Raw genomic sequence first — 18,916 nt, 5'->3', positions numbered from 1 at the left:
AGACCATGACGACGATGGTGCACGACACGACGACGACCGGCGCGGCGACGGGACAGGCTCCGGTCCGGCAGCTCGACCGGGTGGTCATCCGCTTCGCGGGTGACTCGGGCGACGGGATGCAGCTCACCGGGGACCGGTTCACCTCGGAGACCGCCCAACTCGGCAACGACATCGCGACGCTGCCCAACTTCCCGGCCGAGATCCGGGCGCCCGCCGGCACCCTGCCGGGCGTGTCGAGCTTCCAGCTCCACTTCTCCGCCTCCGACGCCCTCACCCCCGGCGACGCACCCGACGTCCTGGTCGCGATGAACCCGGCCGCGCTCCGGGCGAACCTCGCCGACCTGCGGCGCGGCGCGGCGATCATCGTCGACACCGACGAGTTCACCGGACGCCAACTGACGAAGGTCGGTTACCGGGCCAACCCGCTGGAGGACGGTTCGCTCGACGGGTACGAGGTCCATCCGGTGCCGCTGACCACGCTGACCATCGGCGCGCTCGCCGACACGGGGGTGTCGAAGCGGGACGCCGAACGGGCCAAGAACATGTTCGCGCTCGGCCTGCTGAGCTGGATCTACGCCCGTCCGTTCGCGTCGACCCTGCGGTTTCTGGAACGCAAGTTCGCCACCCGCCCGGAGTTGGCCGCCGCGAACGTCACCGCCTTCCGGGCCGGCTGGAACTACGGCGAGACCACCGAGGACTTCACCGTCCGGTACGAGGTCGCGCCGGCCCCGATGCCGCCCGGGCGGTACCGCAACATCACCGGCAACGCGGCGTTGGCGCTGGGCCTGGTGGCGGCCGGCGTCCGGTCGGAGCTGCCGGTCTTCCTGGGGGCGTACCCGATCACGCCCGCCTCGGACATCCTGCACGAGCTGTCGAAGCACAAGCGGTTCGGCATCACCACCGTGCAGGCCGAGGACGAGATCGCGGCGATCGGCGCGGCCCTGGGCGCCTCCTACGGCGGGGCGCTGGGGGTGACCACCACCTCGGGGCCGGGGGTGGCGCTCAAGGGTGAGACGATCTCCCTGGCGGTCGCGCTGGAATTGCCGCTGGTCGTCATCGACGTGCAGCGCGCCGGCCCGTCGACCGGGATGCCGACCAAGACCGAACAGGCCGACCTGGACATCGCGCTGTTCGGCCGCCACGGCGAGGCGCCACTGGCGGTGATCGCCCCGGCGACACCGGCGGACTGCTTCGCCGCGGCGATCGAGGCGGCCCGGATCGCGCTGACCTACCGCACCCCCGTCATCCTGCTGTCGGACAACTACGTGGCCAACGGCTCCGAGCCGTGGCTGCTGCCCGACGTGTCCCGGCTGCCCGACCTCCGGGTCAGCTTCGCCCGGGAACCCAACGGCCCGGACGGCCGGTTCCTGCCGTACCTGCGGGACCCGCAGACGATGGCCCGGCCGTGGGCGGTGCCGGGTACCCCGGGGTTGGCGCACCGGATCGGCGGCCTGGAGAAGGCGGACGGCACCGGCGACATCTCGTACGACCCGGCCAACCACGACCTCATGGTCCGCACCCGGGCGGCCCGCATCGCGTCGATCCCGGTGCCCGACCTGGAGGTGGAGGACCCGGACCCGGACACCCGGGTGCTGGTGCTCGGCTGGGGCTCGACGTACGGGCCGATCACGGCGGCGTGCCGGGCGCTGCGCCGACGGGGACTTGCCGTGGCGCAGGTCCACCTGCGGCACCTGAACCCCCTGCCGGCGAACCTCGGCGACGTCCTGGCCCGCTACGACCGGGTGGTCGTCCCCGAGATGAACCTGGGGCAACTCGCCCGGGTGCTGCGCGCCCGGTACCTGGTCGACGTGGTGTCCCACACCAAGGTCGAGGGTTCGCCGTTCACCACCGGCGAACTGGCGAACGTCTTCGAGAGGGTGATCGGTGATGCCTGAGGTCGCCCTGTCGTTGACCGCCCGGGACTTCCGCTCCGACCAGGAGGTCCGCTGGTGCCCCGGGTGCGGTGACTACGCCATCCTCGCCGCGGTGCAGGGGTTCCTGCCCGAGTTGGGCATCCCGCGCGAGAACATCGTCTTCATCTCCGGTATCGGCTGCTCGTCGCGCTTCCCGTACTACCTGGACACCTACGGGATGCACTCGATCCACGGGCGTGCCCCCGCCATCGCCACCGGCCTGTCCGTCAGCCGGCCCGACCTGTCGGTCTGGGTGGTCACCGGTGACGGCGACGCGCTGTCGATCGGGGGCAACCACCTGATCCACGCCCTGCGCCGCAACGTCAACCTCAAGATCCTGATGTTCAACAACCGGATCTACGGCCTGACCAAGGGGCAGTACTCGCCGACATCCGAGCTGGGCAAGACCACCAAGTCGACGCCGGTCGGCTCGCCCGACACACCCTTCAACCCGCTCTCGCTGGCGCTCGGCGCCGAGGCGAGCTTCGTCGCCCGTACCCTGGACGCCGACCGTCAGCACCTGCAGTCGGTACTGCGGGCCGCCGCGGCCCACCGCGGCTCGGCGTTCGTCGAGATCTACCAGAACTGCAACATCTTCAACGACGGTGCCTTCGCGCCGCTCAAGGACCCGGACGTCCGCGACGACCACCTGATCCGGCTCACCCACGGCGAGCCGATCCGGTTCGGTGCGGACGGCCGGTTCTGCGTCACGCATCCGCCGGGCGGCTTCGGGCTCGTCGTACGCCGCACCGCGGAGGTGCCCGCCGGCGAGATCGTGGTGCACGACGAGTCGGTCACCGACCCGGCGTACGCGTTCGCGCTGACCCGGCTCTCCGGCTCCGACCTGAGTACCACCCCGGTCGGCGTGTTCCGCGCCATCGACCGGCCCTGCTACGACGACACCGTACGCACGCAGCTCGCGCACGCCACCGCGACCATGCCGCACGATCCGACGGGGATGCTCGCCGAACTGCTCGACAGCGGCGACACCTGGACGATCGGCTGATCGCCGTGCACCGGGGACGAGAGGGGCGGGGCCGAGGACGTCCCCGGACCGTGCGGGCCGGGGACCGGCCCGACATCGTCACCGACCGGGACGTCGGCACCGGCGCTTCCCGACCCCACCGTCGGGCACAGCCCGTCGACCGCACAGAGCCGGAGGTATGGCCATGACCACGTCGCAGGTGAAGGTTCGTCTCGAGGGCGGCCCGAACGGTTTTCCCGACGACTTCCGGGCCCGGCTGGTGAGCAGCCTGGAGCCGAAGATCAAAGTCCGGTACGGCTGCGGCTACGAGCACTTCGAGCGCACCGAAGAGTCGCTGACGGCAGTCGACGGCGACGTCGTCATCTACCGCTGGACGGCGCAGACCCGCGTCGCCGAGTGACATTTCCCCCCACCCGCGGTGGCCGCCATCATCCCCCCGATGGCGGCCACCGCGCTGTTCGCACCTGATCCGTGCCCGGCAGTCGGGTCGGGCAGGTAGCGGTCGGCGCGGCCGGCGGACCTGTGCAGGGACCGGGCTCCGGGCGGGTGTGGACGGCGGTTTCGCTTTCGCGCGGACCGGGCTTTCGCGCGGACCGGGGTTTCGCGGGGACCGGCCCATGTGGGCCGGGGCATCCCGTGGGGCCGGGTCCGGGTATGCCGGAAGGGTGGTGGCGGGCACGGCACTGGCACCGCCGGCGGGACGTGGCCGGCGGTGCCAGTTGGTTCCGCGAACTCAGCTCACCAGGTGACGGGAAGGGAGGTTACGCCACCGGTGAGGGTGAAGTCGCGGAACTCCAGCTCGGCTGGGGGGACAGCGAGCTGGAGGTTGGGGAAGCGGACGAGCAACGTCGCGAACAGGCACTGCAACTCGGCCCGCGCGAGGCTCGACCCGATGCAGAACCGGGGCCCGTGCCCGAACGCGATGTGCCGGTCCGAGTCGCGGGTGATGTCGAAGCGGTCCGGGTCGACGAAGACGTCCGGGTCCCGGTTGGTCGCGGTGAAGGCCAGCAGGACCAGGTCACCGGCTGGTACGTCGGTGCCGCAGACCGTGATGTCCTGGTGCGCGTAGCGGGGCAGGACGTCCTGGGTGGACGGGGCGACCATGCGCAGCATCTCCTCGACCGCGGACGGCACCAGGCTCAGGTCGTTCTGCAGCTTCTCCCGCTGGTCGGGGTGGGTGAGCAGCAGCAGGGTGCCGAGGTCCAGCCGGGTGACCGTGGTCTCGTGGCCGGCGAAGAGCAGGCCGGCACCCATCCGGGCGATCTCGTCGTCGGTGAGGTTCTCCTGCTCGGCGACCGCGAGCAGGTCGGAGAAGACGTCCTCGCCCGGCTCGGCCCGCTTGATGTCGATCAGCCGGTACATGTAGGCGACGAGCCGTTCCCAGGCGGCCTTCGCCGCGGCGGGGTCGTCGAGCGCGGTGGCGCCGGCCGAGTAGTGCCGGAACTCGGTGCGGTCCTCCGTCGGCACGCCCAGCAGCTGGCAGATGACCAGGACCGGCAGCGGGAACGAGAGGGCCTCGTGGAAGTCGGCCGGCTGCGGACTCGCCGCGAGATCGTCAAGCAGCTGGTCGACGATCTCCTGCACCTGCCCGCGCAGCTTCTCCACCCGGCGGGCGGCGAACGACGGCCCGATCAGCCGCCGGAACCGCTGCCGGGCGGCGACCTCCTTGTCCGGGGTGCCCAGCGGCCCGGTCAGCACGGCCGCGTTCGCGACCCGGGCCGCCTTGGCCGGCTCCGGGTGCGATCGGCCCAGACGCGGGTCGTTGAGCAGCGTCTTGACCTCCTCGTACCGGGTGACCAGCCACGCCTCGTCACCGGCCGAGGTACGCACCCGGACGATCGGTTGGGTGTCCCGTAGCTCGCGGAACAGGGGTGCGATGCCGTTGACGTCGAACTGGTCGCGCTCGAACGGCAGCGCGGGCAGGTCGACGACGGGCAGGTCGCTGGTGATTGTCATGGTGGATGCTCCTTAGTTGAGTGAGATCCGGTCGAGGCGCTGCCGCTGGGCCGCCCGTACGCCCTCGGCGAGTGCGGTCGGCGTGGGGTTGGCGAAGATGTCGGCCAGCGCGAGCCGGACCCGCAGCCGGGCCTCGACCTGCTGGACGAGCCGGGCGGCGAGCAACGAGTGCCCCCCGGCGGTGAAGAAGTTGGACGCGGCGTGCACATCGGCGTGGCCGAGCAGGTCCTGCCACAGGGTGATCAGCTCGTCGACCACCGGGTCGCCGCTGGCCGCCGCCGGGCGTACGGCCTCGCGTGCCCGGCGTTGCCGCTCCTCGGCGAGCCGACCCAGCGCGGGATAGTCGACCTTGTCGTTGCCGGTGGTCGGGAAGCCCGCCACGACGATGAACTCCTGCGGCACCGCGGCGTGCGGCAGCACCCCGATGGCGTGCCGCCAGAGGTCGTCGTGGACGGCGTCGTGCGGGTCGGGGCCGACGACGAACGCGACGAGTGTGCCGTCCGCGCCACCGTGCACCAGCACCGCCGCCGCGTCGACCGCGGGATGCTCACCGAGCACCGACTCGACCTCGCCCAGCTCGATCCGGTTGCCCCGCAGCTTCACCTGGCGGTCCATCCGGCCGAGCACCTCGATGGTGCCGTCCGGCCGCCAGCGGGCCAGGTCCCCGGTGCGGTAGAACCGCCCGTACCGCTCGTGCCCGCCGAACCGTTCGGCGGTCAGTTCCGGGCGGCGGTGGTAGCCGATCGCCACACCCGCGCCGGCGATGCAGAGTTCCCCGTGCAGGCCCACCGGCAGCTCGCGACCCTCCGGGTCGACGACGAGGACCTGCGTGTTCGCGATCGGCGTACCGACGTGGACGGGCCCGCTGAACGGGGCGTCGAGCAGCGCCGCGGTGGACCAGATGGTCGTCTCCGTGGGGCCGTAGACGTTGTGCAGCTCCCGGCCGGCCCCGGCGAGTTGCCGGGCCAGCCCGGCGGGCAGCGCCTCGCCGCCGCTGAGCAGCTGGACGTCGCGTAGGACGTCCCCCGCCTGTTCGGCCACCAGCCGCCAGGTCGTCGGTGTCGCCTGCACGATGTCGACCGGATGCTGCCGCAGCACGTCCAGCAGCACCGACCCGTCGGTGCGGGCGGCGTCCGGGGCGACCACGGTCGAGCCGCCGGCCGCCAGGGGCAGGAAGAGCTCCAGGGCCGAGATGTCGAAGCTGAACGTGGTCAGCCAGAGGGTCGCGGTGCGCGCGTCGGCGTGGAGCAGCTCGACGAAGTGCTCGATCAGGTTGGCCAGCGCCCGGTGGGTGATCCAGGTGCCCTTCGGACGTCCGGTCGACCCGGAGGTGTAGATGAGGTAGGCCGGGTCCGCACCGGCGGCGAACCCGTCGGTGGCCGGGTCGACCGGGGTCGGCTCGGCGGTGGTGACCTCCACCGGGTGCAGCACCACCCGGCCGGGTACCTCCGGCACCGGGGTGCCCGGATCGGCGATCACCACCCCCGCGCCCGAGTCGTCGAGCTGGTGGACGATCCGTTGGTACGGGTGGGCCGGGTCGATCGGCAGGTAGGCGGCCCCGGCCAGCCAGGTGCCCAGGACCGCGCCGACCAGTTCCGGACCCCGCCGGCCCAGCAGGGCGACCACCCCGCCCGGGCCCACCCCGGCCGCGCGTAGGGCCGTCCGGGTGTGCTCCGCCGCCGCCCAGATCTGGGCGTACGACACCTCGCGGTCGCCGTCGCGGACCGCCACCGCCGTCGGTGCCGCCGCGACCCGGGCGGCGATGGCCGTCAGCACCGAGGGGCTTCGTACCGGACGGGTGGTCGCGTTCGCCGCGCCGATGGTGGCGAGGTCCGCCGGGGCGTGCAGGGGTAGCGCGTCGACCGGCTCCCCGCTGCGCTGGCCGAGCGTCACCAGCAGCGCGTCGAAGCGCGCCAGCATGGCGGTCACGTCCGCCCGCCCGAGGACCTCGGTGTAGAAGACCGCCCGTACGTCCAGCGCGCCGGCCGTCGAGATGACGAAGAACTCCAGGTCGAACTTGCTGAAGCCGTTCTCCACGATGCGTCGTTCGGCCCGCAGCCCACCGAGGTCGTAGCTGGCCTGCCCCTCGTCCGGGACGTAGTTGAACAGGTGCTTGAAGACCGGGTTGCGCCAGGAACCGGTGGCCGGTCGGAACTGCGCCATCAGCGCCTCGACGGGCACCTCGCGGTGGATGATCGAGGCGAGGAACACCCCACGGGCCTCCCCGACCAGGCTGGCGAAGGTGACGCCCGGCGGGATGCGCAGCCGCAGCGGCAGCGTGTTGATGTGGTAGCCGACGGCCCGGCTGCTCTCGGCGGTCCGCAGCGAGGCGGGTGCGCCCACGACGACGTCCCGGCCGGCGCCGTGCCGGGACAACAGCAGGCTGTACGCCGCGTAGAGGATGACCGCCTCCGGTGCCCGCAGCTGCCGGGCGAGGGTACGCACCGCGTCGTACGCCGTCGCCGACAGGCGGGCGCTGACCCGGTCGCCGGTGAGGGTCGGTTGGGCCACGTCCGGGGCCTCGCACCACAGGGCGAGACCGGACGGGTCGAACCCGGCCAGCTGGTCCCGCCAGTAGGTGAGGCTGCGTTGGCTCGGTGCCGTCTCCACGCAGACCGGGGCCGGCTGCGCCAGTTCGGCGGGCGGCTCGGCGTCCTCCGAGATCGCGGTGTAGTGGGCGACCAGTTCCTCGGTCAGCACCACCGAGGAGAGGGCGTCGAAGTTGAGGTGGTGCACGGCGAGGCAGAGCACGTCCCCCTCGGGGGTGCGGAACCGTCCGGCGCGCAGCAGCGGGCTGCCGTCCATCGCGAACGGGCGACCCACGTAGTCGGTGAGCAGTTCCTCCAGGTCGGCCCGGGTGACCTCGTACTGGTCCAGCGTGATGGTGATCTCGGTCGGGCCGAGGACGTGCCGCAACAGCCCCGCCGGGGTGTCGCGGAAGACCGTACGCAGCGTGGCGTGCCGTTCCAGCAGTCGGGCGAGGGTCTCCTCCAGCTCCCAGTCCCCGAGTTCACCCTCGACGTCGAGGGCCACCGCCAGGTTGTTGACGCCGGAGCCCGGGACGAGTTGGTCGAGCATCCACAGCGCCTCCTCTTTGCGGGTGGCGGCGGCCGGCCCGGTCACGACCGTGCCCCCCCGTGGACCCGTACCCGGCCGAGCAGCTCGCGGGTGGCTGCGGCGACCGCCGGGTCGGCGAGCATCCCGGCGTGCTCGACCGGGAAGGTGATCTCGTTGCCGGCGAGGTTCGTCGGGGCCTGCGGGTTGATCGTCCGGTACCCGTTGAGGCCGCTGGTGGGGCTCGCCGAGGTGAGCACCGTCGCCCGCGACCACGCCGGCAGCGGGTCGAACTGGCCGGCGGCGCAGAGGTAGCTGATGAAGGAGCGGAAGAGGGTGACCACCTCGGCGCCGCTCGTGGCGTCCAGGCCGAGTCGGGGGAAGGCCACCGCGCCGACCTGTCCGAAGATCTCGCTGAGCCGGTCCGCCAGCGGCTCCAGGCCGGCGAGGTCGCGTTGGGCCTGCCGGCCCGCCTCCCGCGCCTCGTCCAGCTCGGTCGGCGTCAGCGAGGAGGTGGCCACCTCGATGATCTTGGCGAACTGCCAGTACATGGTCAGCGGCGTGACGGTCTCGGGGTCGAACAGGATCAGCTGGGGCTCCGCCTGCCACTGACCCACCTGCGCGGCCAGGGCCGGAGCCAGTGCGCCCCCGGCGCAGAATCCCATGACCGCCGTCACCGTACGGCCGCTGTCGCGGACCTCGTCGGCCCAGCGCTTCACGTATCCCTCGCCGCTGGGCCCGGCCAACGCGTCCATGCCGAGCGGAACGGTCTCCCACACGCTCGAATCCGGCCCCAGGTGCGGTGCCAGGTCGGCGAACCGCGCCTCCGGGCGGCCGGTGGCGTCGAAGTCGATGGCCAACGCGACCTCGTCGGTGCTGCCTGTCGTCAATGCTCGCCAGGTGGTCGATTCATTCATCGTGTTTCGGTCCCCTCGCTCCACTGTCCGTCTGGGGAACGCTATGGCCGGTCACTGAAACCGTTCTAAAGCCGGACCCCGCGTCGATCGACGCCGATCTTCGCCACTGCGGACGGCAATGGGGGACGCCATCCGACCGACCCCGCTGCCTGTGCGCACCGGGGCCGGTCCGTGTCGATGGGGCTCAGCCCAGCCGCAGATCCGCCCGGATCGCCCGGGCCACCGGGGCCCAGTGCCGCAGCAGAAAGAAATGGTCGCCGGCGAACGGTTGCAGTCGGAATCCGCCGTCGGTGTGGCCCGCCCAGGCCCGCGCGTCGGCGAGCTCGACCCGGGGGTCGGAACTGCCGTGCAGCGCCGTCACCGGGCACCGCAGCCGGGGCACCCCGGCCCGGGGCGCGTACGTCTCGATCGCCCGGTAGTCGGCCCGGATGGCCGGCAACACCATCGCCGTCAGTTCCTCGTCGGCGAAGACGTCGTCATCGGTGCCGCTGAGTTCCGCGACGTCGGCGAGCAACCCCCGGTCGTCGCGCAGGTGGACCGTCTCGTGCCGGGACACCCCGGGCGCCCGGCGACCGGAGGCGAACAGCCACAGCGGGGCGACCCCGAGCTGTTCCAGGCGCAACGCCACCTCGAAGCCGAGGATCGCGCCCATGCTGTGCCCGAACAGCGCCACCGGTCCGGGCACGGCCGCCCGGATCACCTCGGTCAGCAGGTCGGCCAGGGCGTCGATGGTGCCGACCGGCGGCTCATTGCGGCGGTCCTGCCGGCCGGGGTACTGCACGCACGTCACGTCCGCCTCGGCGGCGAGTAGTTCGACGAGCGGCCGGAAGAACGTCGCCGCGCCGCCGGCGTGCGGCAGGCAGATCAGGGTGGGTCCGCCGCTGCTGCGGGTGCCGAACCGGCGTAGCCAGAGGTCGGGCTCGTCGGTGCGGTACGGCACGTTCGCCGTGGTCGTGGTCACGACGCCGCCGCCAGCGGGCTGACCAGAATCGACGATCCGAGGTCGCGGTCCTGGAGGATGTCCTGGTGCAGATCGCGCAGGGCCTGGCAGGGCTCGATGCCGATCTCCATGTCGAGCCGCTGGCGGGCGGTGTGGAAGACGGCCAACGCCTCGGCCCGGCGGTCCGAACGGTGCAGGGCGAGCATCAGGTACTGGTAGAGCTTCTCGCGTAGGGGCTGCTCGGTGATGAGGGCGGAGAGCTGGCCGACGATCTCACGGTGGCCGCCGAGGGTCAGCTCGATCTCCATCAGCTGCTCCAGGCACTCGATGCGCAGCTCGTTGAGCAGGGTGGCGTACGCGTACACGACCGGGCTGTCGATCAGTCCGCTGAACGCGGGTCCGCCCCAGAGCAGGAGGGCCCTGCGCAGGGTCTGGGCAGCCGGGAAGAACTGGCCGGCCCGGCGTAGCTGCTGGCCGAGGTGGGCCAGCCGGCGGAACTCGTCGGCGTCCAGGTCGCCCTCGGCGGTCAGGATGGTGTACCCCCGGGGCCGGGTCATGATGGCGGCGTCGTGGCCGCTGGCGCGTAGCACCTTGCGAAGCTGGGAGATGTAGACGTAGAGCGCGTCGTTGGCCCGGCTGGGCGTGTCCTCGCCCCAGATCTCGCTGAGCAACTGGTCGGAGGTGACCATCTGGTTCGTCTTCGCCAGCAGCACCGCCAGCAGGGTCTCGGTCTTGCGGGTACGTGGTGTGACGACACCGCCGACGCCATGGACCCGTATCTCGCCAAGGATCTCGTACTTCACGGATGTTCCCCCCGTCGAGTGGGCCCGCCGGCGCGGTGTCGGCGGTGCGTGGCATCGGGTGGAGTGCCGGCGCTGTCGTGGCGAGTCAGTCCGCCGTCTGGTCAACCCAAGTCACTACGCCACTGTGGCGCAGGTCGATACCGAATCAGTCCCGATCCGTTCCCGCCGGCCACATCGCCGCAGTTCGCGGTGGGGAGGGCGGGCCGCCGGGAGCCGGGAACGACGGCGGCGGGACGCCGGGCGGGTGTCGTCGGCCGGTGGCGGAGGCGGCACCCGGGTGCGGCGACGGCGGTCCACGCCGGCACACCATGTTTACCCGATAGACCGAAGTCGCCACAACCGTTGGTTTTGAATGCGTTTTGCGTCATGCGCCCATAAGTGCCGCACTGTCGTCGTCCTCGCCATCTGGGATCGCAATGGTATTCATGGGTAGCGATGTGGGATCGTTCCGGTAGCGACGGTTGTGACAGTGGCATTGTCAAAACGACCGACGAGCATCGGGGGAACGTCATGTTCAAGATCCGCATCCTGGTTCGGGCCGCTGTCGTATTGTGCCTGGCTGTTGGGGCCTCCGCGGTTACCGGGCTCGGCGCAGATCGCGGTCAGGTAGCTGCCGGTCAGGAGGGCCACACCGTTGTCACGGTGGTCGCCGACGGGCCGTTGCTCGACAATGGTGGACCACGCTGAGGCGCCCGCCGACCGAATAACGTCATCGATCCGTAGCGGATTCTAGGACGCCCCACCATGGCAACGCATTGATCGATGTCGTCGGGCGGTGCTGTTTCGAGGTGCGGATGCCGTGCCCCGTGACGGTGGCCGCCCGGCATCGGGCCGGCGGTCAGTGCGCGACGGCCGACCGGGACTGCTCCAGCCGCCCGAGGTGCTGCTCCAGATCGTCGCCGGTGACGCCCATGGCACGGTAGAGGCTCAGCGCGGCCTGCCAGTCCGTCATCGCCTGATCCAGTTCCCCGAGACCCGCGTGGGCGCGTCCCATACCGTCCAACGCGCGCGCCTGTTCGAGACGCAGACCGATCCGGTCTGCGTTCTCGTGGGCCGTCCGGTGCCGGGTCAGGGCACCGGTGAAGTCGCTGCGTTCCGTGCAGACCCGACCGAGGACGTTCTCCACCTCCGCGCGCAGCGCCGGGTTCTCCAGGCCACCCAGCAGGCTCAACGCGCTCAGTCCGTGCCGTTCGGCCTCGGCGAGCCGACCCAGCCGCATCAGGACCTCGGCGTACCGCGTCTCGAGCATGGCCCGGGCCCGGCGGCTGTTCGTGGTCTGCACCGGAACGGCCGCCCGGGTCAGCGTGGCCAGCGCGGCGGTCCCCTCGCCCAGGCTGCTCTGCGCCGAGGCGAGCCGGGTCAGGGCCGAGGCGAGGTCGGCCGGCTGGTCACGGCCGTCGAGCAGGCGTACCGCCTCACGGGCGCTCGTCACCGCCTCGGCGTGCATGCCGAGGACGTTCTGTAGCTGGCTGATGTTGCTCAGCGCATTGCCCTGCTCGGCCAGGCCGCCCATCGTACGGTGGATGGCCAGCGCCCGTTGCTGGTAGCTGAGCGCCTCCTCGAACCGGCCCATGCTGGCACAGACGATGCCGATCCGGCCCAGGCAGGTGCCCTCCCCGACGGTGTCGTTGGTGTCCTGGGCGATGGCCAGCGCGTCGGCGTAACACTCCAGCGCCTCGGTGAACTCCCCGAGATACCAGTGCGCGATCGCCACGTTGATCAGATTCAGTCCCTCGTGGACCGGCTCGTCGATGCGGCGGGCGGCGGCCGCGGCGTTGCGGAAGGTGGCGACGTGCTCGTGCATCTCGCCCCGGACGTAGAGGAAGAAGGCCATCGTGCGGGGCAGGTGGCACAGGTGGAAGTCGTGCCCCCGGTCGGTCGCCAGGTCGATCGCGGCGAGCAGGTTGCGTCGTTCGGCCTCGAACCACTCCAGCGCCTCCGCCTGGTCGTCCAGCGGCGGAACGTCCTGCGGCGGATGCCGTACCCGGGCTTCGGTCACGAACCGACCGGGCTGGACCCGGTTCGCCGCGGTCTCCGCCGTGACGACGTAGTAGTCGAGCAACCGGTGCAGGGCGGTGGCGTTCTCGTCGTCGTCCTGGGCGAGGACGGTGCGGACGAAGTTGCGGACCAGGTCGTGCATCTCGTACCGGTCGAGCTGCCGCTGGATGAGCAACTGCGAGTCGAGCAGGTCCTCCAGGATCTGCTCGGCCCGCTCCTGCGCGACGCCCGCGAGCGCCGCGGCGGTGTAGGCGTCGCAGCTCTCCCCGGGGAACATCCCGATCAGGCGGAACATCTGCTGATGGTCGGGACCGACCCCGTGGTAGGACAGGCCGATGCTGGCCGCGACGCTGCGGTCGTCGAGGACCAACTCCCGCATGAGCCGTCCCTCGCGGCGCAGCCGGCCGATCAGATAGCCGAGCGTCCACTTCGGGCGGTTGTGCAGCCGGGCCACGGCGATGCGCAGGGCCAGCGGCAGCCGCCCGCACGCCTCGACCAGGGCCTGCACCTCGGCCTCGGTCGCCCGGTGCCGGTCACCGAGCAGCCGGTGGACGATCGCGCTGGCCTCGTCGTCGAGCGGGGGGTCGAGGGTGATCGAGTGGGTCCCGTCCAGCCCGTTGAGCCGTGACCGGGTGGTGATCAGTACCAGACTGGTGGCCGAGCTGGGCAGTAACGGGAGGACCTGCTGGGCGCTGCTGGCGTTGTCCAGCAGGATCAGCAGCGACCGGTCGGCGGTCTTGGCCCGCCACAGCGCCGACCTGCCGACCTGGTCGGTGGGGAGCTGCTCGCCCGGGGTGCCCACCGCCCGCAGCAGGATGCCCAGCGCCTCGACCGGGTCGACCGGCTCCCGGCCGTAGGTGAAGCCGTGCAGGTCCAGGAAGAGCTGACCGTCGGGGAAGCCCTTGCCCAGGCGGTGTGCGGCGTGGATCGCCAGGGTGGTCTTGCCGACACCGCCCATTCCGTTGATGGACACGAGGGTCAGCGCCGTGGCGTCCGGTCGGGCGTAACCGACGAGCGACTCCAGGGTGTCGACGTGCCCGGTGAAGTCGACCAGGTCCCGGGGGATCGTCATCGGACGGTTCGACGACGTCACGACCCGGGCCGCGGGTGCCGACGCCCGGGTGGCGGCGCGCGGGTCGAGGACCGGGTCGTTGCGCAGGATCTGCTCGTGCCGCCGGTTCAGCTCCGGCCCGGGGTCGATGCCCAACTGGTCGGCGAGCGACTGCCGGGCGTCGGCATAGACCTGGAGGGCCTCGGCCTGCCGGCCGGCCTGGTAGAGCGCGGTCATCAGCAGGACCAGCAGCCGCTCCCGCATCGGGTGCTCGGCCGCCAGCGCCCGGAGCTGGCCGACCAGGTCACCCTCCTCGCCGATCTCCAGTTGCAGGGTGATCAGACGTTCGACGGTCATCAGGCGTCGTTCGTCGGCGCGGGCCGCAGCGGTGCGTACGGTGAGGCCGTTCATGCCGCTCAGCGCGTCGCCGCGCCAGAGGGACAGGCCGGTGGACAGGGCGTCGATGGCCTCGTCGGGACGGCCGCCGTCCTCGGCGGCCCGGGCCCGGACGAGTTGTCTCTCGAAGATCTTCAGGTCGACCGCCGTGTCGTGGACGTCCATCCGGTAGCCCGGCCCGTCCGTGACGATCAGCCCGGGGGGCAGCCGCCGACGCAGGTCCGCCACGATCTTCCGGATCTGGTGCGCCGCCGTCGAGGGTGGTTGCGTCTCCCAGACGACCTGCACGAGTTGTTGCAGGGTGACGACGCATCCGGTGGCCAGCAGCAGGGCCGCGAGCACCAGTTCCTGCCGGGTGCCGCCGAGGGGTACGCGGACGCTGTCCACCCACACTTCCAGGGGACCGAGGAGTTTGAAGACAATTGGTTGATCGGCGGTGATCAACGACTCTCGATCATCCCCGGATGGCAACGTGTCCCTCCCCAAGAGATGTGACGAATCGCAATTAATCATGTTTCGGCGAGAGTGTCAACCTGCTTTATTTCATGTTGTCGATATGGTCGTTAAGACCGTTCCGAGAATTTTGCCGAAGGTGTTTGTGCGGGAGGGCCCGGGCCAGCGGTGTCGGGTGCCGGGAACGACGTGCACGGGAGCGTTTCGAATAGAGGTCTCTTGTCGGCGATGCGACTCGCCCGCGCTGTGACTCTCCCTCATGAAAAGCCGCCCCGCAAGTACCGACACCTGCTCGTTCGCCACGAGCGGGCGGGCCCGGACCGACGGTCGGGGCGGTGCTGGCGGCTGCGCCGACCGGATCCGTCCCGCCGGGTGGGGCGCCGGACGGGCGGGTGCGCCACCACCGGCCCGTACCAAGATCCTCTTTAGGTCGCCGTTAGGCGGGCCGGGGACCGTTGGGGATGTTGGCCGCACCATTTCCCGAAAGCGGGTGGCAATGAAAGTCCAGAACGTCTTTGTCGCTGGTGTCGGCACGTATCTGCCGGACCGCATCACCACCGAAGAAGCCGTGAAACGCGGTTGGTACGACGAGGCGAACCGCACCCACAGCGATCTTCATTCGATCGCGGTCGCAGCGGACATGCCCGCCCCCGACATGGCGTTCCAGGCCGCCTCGGAGGCGATGAAGCGGTCCGCCCACCGCCCCGAGGACGTGGCGGCGCTGATGCACTGCCCGGTCCACTACCAGGGGCCCGACACCTGGTCCGCCCCGCACTACATCCTGCACGAGACGCTCGGCGGGCGGGGGGTGCCGGCGCTGGAGATCCACCACGGCTGCAACGGGATGCTGTCGGCGCTGCGGCTGGCGGCGGCGCAACTGATGGCCGACCCGGAGTCGACCGCCGTCCTGCTCACCGCCGCCGACAACTTCTCCACCCCGGTCGTCGACCGCTGGCGGATCAGCTCGCACTACGTGCTGGCCGACGGCGCGAGCGCCGCCCTGCTGTCCACCCGGGGCGGCTTCGCCGAACTCCTCGCGGTCGGCTCGGCGTCCAACCCGGCGGCCGAGGTCCTGCACCGGGGCGGCGAACCACTGTTCCCGCCGAGCATCACCACCGGGCAGCGGGTCGACCTCGAGGCGCGCTCCCGCTACTGGGCCGAGCAGTGGGCCAACGGTGTCACCCCACCGGTGTTCCACCTCGGCGACCTGGTCACCGAGACCGTCGACCGGGTGCTCGACGAGGCCGGGGTGACGATGGCCGGCATCGCCCGGGTCGCCCACAGCGGGGTGGCCCTCGACCAACTCCAGAACGGGATCTTCGACCCGCTGGGGATCACCGCCGAGCAGACCGTGTGGGACTTCAGCCGCACGGTCGGGCACTGCGGCGCCAGCGACCAGATTCTCGCCCTGGACCACCTGGTGACCACCGGTGCCGTCGGCCCGGGCGACCACGTCCTGCTGCTCGCGGTCGGCGTCGGCATCGAGGTCGGCTGCGCGGTAGTCAAGATCATCGAAGAGCACCGTTGAGTCGACCGGAAGGACCCACCGTGCAGCAGGAAACCACGGCAACCACACGTGAGGAGATCCGGCAGGCGATCGCCGTCGTGATCGGCCTCGACGCCGCAGCCATCGGCGACGACGCCAACCTGGTCCAGCTCGGCCTCACCTCCCTGCAACTGATGCGGCTGGTCAACGGCTGGCGTCGCGCCGGGATGCGCGTGCGCTTCGGCGACCTCGCCGCCGCACCCACCGTGACCGCCTGGTCGCAGCAGCTCGCCGACGCCGTCACCGCACCCTGACCCGCCTGCCCCGAACCGGTCCGACCCGACCGCCCTGACGGCCAGCGCCCCCGACCACCGGTCGGGGGCGCTGGCCGTGCCGCCGGTCACCCGGCCGGCTCACCGAACCACGACTTGAGCGCGCCGGACAACCCCTCGGCATCCGCGACCGGATCCCCGGCCCAGGCGACGTGACCGTCCGGGCGCACCAGGACGGCGTCCACCGGGATCTCCCCGGTCGGGTCCGCGCGAACCGCGTCCACCCGGTCACCCAGCGCCGCCAGGGTGCGTCCGGCCGCCTCGGGCGTCCGGCCGGCCAGGTCCAGGTAGACCCCGCGCCCGCCATGGTGCAGGTCGGCCACGCCGCCCGACGTCGTCGCCCCCGTCGCCGGGGCGGCCAGGGGCCGTACGCCGGTCAGCGGCACATGCGGCAGCCGGCGACCCGCCGGCACCGGACCGGTCGGCTCCACCCCGACGTCGTAGCGGACGTCGAGCCCGGTGGACAGCTCCAACAGGTAGGTGTTGACCTGCGGCAGGCGCAGGAGATCGGCGAAGAGGCCACGCAGCGGGGTCACCCGGTCGATCGGATGGATCAGCGCGAGCTGCGCATCGGTGGCCGCTGCCGCCCGGACCGCCTGCGGATGGCGCTCCTCGTGGTAGGTGTCCAGCAGGTCGGGGCGGCCCCACCCGGACAGCTCCGCGGCGAGCTTCCAGCCCAGGTTCACGGCGTCCTGCAGACACAGGTTGAGGCGCAGGCCGGCCAACGGATAGAAGGTGTGCGCCGAGTCGCCGGCCAGGAAGACCCGGCCGCTGCGCATCCGGTCCACGGTCCGGGTCTGGCCGCCGTAGCGACGGATCCAGCGCACCGGCGCGTCCGGGAACTCCGCCCCGGTGAGCCGGGCGATCGCCGCCCGCAGCTCGGCGGTCGTCGGCGCGGTGTCGGCGGGAGGCGCGACGTCGAACTCCGCCGTGATCACCCGCAGCAGCCCCGGCCCGACCGGCACCGCCGAGTAGACGCCCCCGCCGGGGCAGAACTTCGACCCCCGGTGCTCCGGTGGCAGGTCCGCGACCGCTACCTCCACGTCGGCCACCAGGCCGCAGTTCGCCGGGCCGGCCCCCGGGAAGTCGATGCCGGCCGCCGCGCGCACCGTGCTGTCCTCGCCGTCGGCCGCCACCAGGAAGCTGCCGTACAGGTGGTACTCGCCGGTGGGGGTGGCGACCCGGACCCGTACGCCGTCGTCGTCCTGGTGGAAGGCTGTCACCCGGTGGCCGTGGCGCACGTCGGCCCCCCGGGCCACGGCGGCGTCGCCGAGCCGCCGTGCGATGAACTGGTGCCCGAGCAGCATGGCCGGCTGGTGCCGGCCGTCGAGCGGCGACATGTCCAACCACATCAGCGAGAAGTGGGTGCCCTGCACGGGGGAGACGTGCCCGCGCAGGCCGGCGAGCAGACCCCGCTGGTCGAGCAGCTCGGCGGTGGTGGTGTTGATCGCCTGTCCGGGCGACTCGTCGGTCAGGCCGGGGCTGCGCTCCAGCACGACGACGTCGATCCCCCACAGGGTCAGCTCGTGCGCGAGCATGAGCCCGGTCAGGCTCCCCCCGGCGATGATCACTGGTGCGGTCATGTGCGACTCCTTCAGCCGATGCCGAGTTCGTTGTCGATCAGGTCGAAGATCTCGTCGTCGGTCGCCGTCGAGATCGCGGTCACCTCGTCACCGGTCTCCGCCACCACGGCGGACCGCTGCTCCTCCACCCGGTCCTGGAAGCCGGCCAGCCGGGCGGCCAGCCGGCCCATCGCCGCGGCGTTGGGTGCCGCCACCGTCAGGTCGGCGGTCAGCCGGTCCAACTCGGCGAACAACACCGCGAACGGGTCCTGCTCCCGGGGCGTCAACCGTTCACCGAGGTGCCTCGCCAGCTGTGCCGGGCTCGGGTGGTCGAAGATCAGACTGGCCGAGAGCCGCAGCTGGGTCGCCGTGGCGAGCCGGTTACGCAGCTCCACCGCCGTGAGCGAGTCGATGCCGAGGTCCTTGAACTGCCGCTCCGGGGGGATGCCCGCCGTCCCGGCATGGCCCAGGGTGATCGCCGCGTTCTCGCAGACCAGGGTCAGCAGCAGGGCGTGCCGATCGTTGTCGGTGAGCCCGGCGAGTCGTTCGGGCAGCGGCCTGAGCGTCGCCGGACCGTCCCGCTCCGACGAGGCTGCGTCGACCGGCCCGGTCAACGCCCGGAAGAGCGGCGCGAGCAGCCCGTCACGCGCACGGGCGGCGAGGGTGGGCAGGTGCAGCCCCATCGCGACGGTCACCGGTTGCCCCAGGTCGACGGCCGCGTCGAGGGCGGTCAGGCCGTCCGCGACGTCCATCGGCCGTACGCCGATCCGGCCGAGCCGCTGGAGATCCTGCTGCTGGAGGCCGGCGCCCATCCCCGACTCGGTGTGCCACAGTCCCCACGCGATCGTGGTGCCGGCGAGCCCCAGGGTGTGACGGTGGTGCGTCAGGGCGTCCTGGAACGTGTTGGCCGCGGCGTAGTTGGCCTGACCGGCGTTGCCGAGGGTGCCGGTGGCGCTGCCGAAGACGACGAGATTCACGTCGGGGTGGTGTTGGAGTGTGGTGTGGAGGGTGTGGGTGGTGTCGATTTTGGCGGTGAGGGTGGTGTGGAGGGTGTGGGGGGTTTGGGTGGT

Annotated in this window: 14 protein-coding genes; 5 read left to right on the top strand and 9 right to left on the bottom strand. The window is 71.6% G+C overall.

Features of this window, described 5'->3' with window-relative positions:
• Positions 1-14 precede the first annotated feature (14 nt).
• From AB0B63_RS26345 to AB0B63_RS26335, 3 genes are all read left to right on the top strand, one after another.
• Positions 15-1,895 carry a 2-oxoacid:acceptor oxidoreductase subunit alpha gene (locus tag AB0B63_RS26345; RefSeq protein WP_357023526.1) on the top strand — a complete coding sequence of 627 codons (1,881 nt, stop codon included), beginning with the start codon at positions 15-17 and terminating at the stop codon, positions 1,893-1,895.
• Positions 1,885-2,919: a 2-oxoacid:ferredoxin oxidoreductase subunit beta gene (locus AB0B63_RS26340; RefSeq protein WP_357023381.1), complete on the top strand. Its 1,035-nt coding sequence runs from the start codon at positions 1,885-1,887 to the stop codon at positions 2,917-2,919. The genes AB0B63_RS26345 and AB0B63_RS26340 overlap by 11 nt, the downstream gene beginning before the upstream one ends.
• A gap of 163 nt (positions 2,920-3,082) precedes the next feature.
• Positions 3,083-3,298 carry a DUF5988 family protein gene (locus tag AB0B63_RS26335; RefSeq protein ID WP_244253270.1) on the top strand — a complete coding sequence of 72 codons (216 nt, stop codon included), beginning with the start codon at positions 3,083-3,085 and terminating at the stop codon, positions 3,296-3,298.
• A 338-nt stretch (positions 3,299-3,636) separates the two neighbouring features.
• Here the strand turns inward: AB0B63_RS26335 and AB0B63_RS26330 are convergent, their stop codons facing one another.
• From AB0B63_RS26330 to AB0B63_RS26300, 7 genes are all read right to left on the bottom strand, one after another.
• Positions 3,637-4,854 (bottom strand): cytochrome P450, encoded by a 1,218-nt coding sequence (locus AB0B63_RS26330; protein ID WP_208569858.1) that lies wholly within the window; start codon positions 4,852-4,854, stop codon positions 3,637-3,639.
• Positions 4,855-4,866: 12 nt separating this feature from the next.
• A complete protein-coding gene (locus AB0B63_RS26325; protein ID WP_357023377.1) occupies positions 4,867-7,977 on the bottom strand; it encodes an amino acid adenylation domain-containing protein in 3,111 nt (1,036 codons plus the stop codon).
• Positions 7,974-8,825: a hypothetical protein gene (locus tag AB0B63_RS26320; protein WP_357023374.1), complete on the bottom strand. Its 852-nt coding sequence runs from the start codon at positions 8,823-8,825 to the stop codon at positions 7,974-7,976. Before AB0B63_RS26320 ends, AB0B63_RS26325 begins: the two co-directional genes overlap by 4 nt.
• A 184-nt stretch (positions 8,826-9,009) precedes the next feature.
• On the bottom strand, positions 9,010-9,786 hold the full coding sequence (locus AB0B63_RS26315) for an alpha/beta fold hydrolase (RefSeq protein ID WP_357023371.1): 777 nt from the start codon (positions 9,784-9,786) through the stop codon (positions 9,010-9,012).
• The gene (locus AB0B63_RS26310; RefSeq protein ID WP_208569854.1) at positions 9,783-10,568 is read right to left on the bottom strand and encodes an AfsR/SARP family transcriptional regulator; all 786 of its coding nucleotides are present in this window, start codon (positions 10,566-10,568) and stop codon (positions 9,783-9,785) included. Before AB0B63_RS26310 ends, AB0B63_RS26315 begins: the two co-directional genes overlap by 4 nt.
• Before the next feature lie 423 nt (positions 10,569-10,991).
• Positions 10,992-11,198, bottom strand: coding sequence for a hypothetical protein (locus AB0B63_RS26305; protein ID WP_208569853.1), 207 nt, complete (start codon positions 11,196-11,198; stop codon positions 10,992-10,994).
• Between the two features lie 208 nt (positions 11,199-11,406).
• Positions 11,407-14,400, bottom strand: a complete 2,994-nt coding sequence (locus AB0B63_RS26300; protein WP_357023367.1) for a BTAD domain-containing putative transcriptional regulator — start codon at positions 14,398-14,400, stop codon at positions 11,407-11,409.
• Between the two features lie 562 nt (positions 14,401-14,962).
• On the opposite strand from AB0B63_RS26300, the gene AB0B63_RS26295 reads away from it, so the two are divergent.
• Both AB0B63_RS26295 and AB0B63_RS26290 read left to right on the top strand, forming a co-directional pair.
• Positions 14,963-15,994, top strand: coding sequence for a ketoacyl-ACP synthase III family protein (locus AB0B63_RS26295; RefSeq protein ID WP_244253278.1), 1,032 nt, complete (start codon positions 14,963-14,965; stop codon positions 15,992-15,994).
• Between the two features lie 20 nt (positions 15,995-16,014).
• On the top strand, positions 16,015-16,266 hold the full coding sequence (locus tag AB0B63_RS26290) for a phosphopantetheine-binding protein (protein ID WP_208569850.1): 252 nt from the start codon (positions 16,015-16,017) through the stop codon (positions 16,264-16,266).
• Between the two features lie 86 nt (positions 16,267-16,352).
• On the opposite strand, the gene AB0B63_RS26285 is transcribed toward AB0B63_RS26290, so the two are convergent.
• Both AB0B63_RS26285 and AB0B63_RS26280 read right to left on the bottom strand, forming a co-directional pair.
• Positions 16,353-17,867: an FAD-dependent monooxygenase gene (locus AB0B63_RS26285; protein WP_357023364.1), complete on the bottom strand. Its 1,515-nt coding sequence runs from the start codon at positions 17,865-17,867 to the stop codon at positions 16,353-16,355.
• An 11-nt stretch (positions 17,868-17,878) separates the two neighbouring features.
• Positions 17,879-18,916: KR domain-containing protein (locus tag AB0B63_RS26280; protein WP_357023361.1), on the bottom strand; the 1,038-nt coding region annotated here is incomplete at its 5' end.

The organism is Micromonospora sp. NPDC049081, assembly GCF_040648835.1.
Lineage (GTDB): Bacteria > Actinomycetota > Actinomycetes > Mycobacteriales > Micromonosporaceae > Micromonospora > Micromonospora antibiotica.
This window is presented reverse-complemented; position numbering and strand designations above follow the sequence as displayed.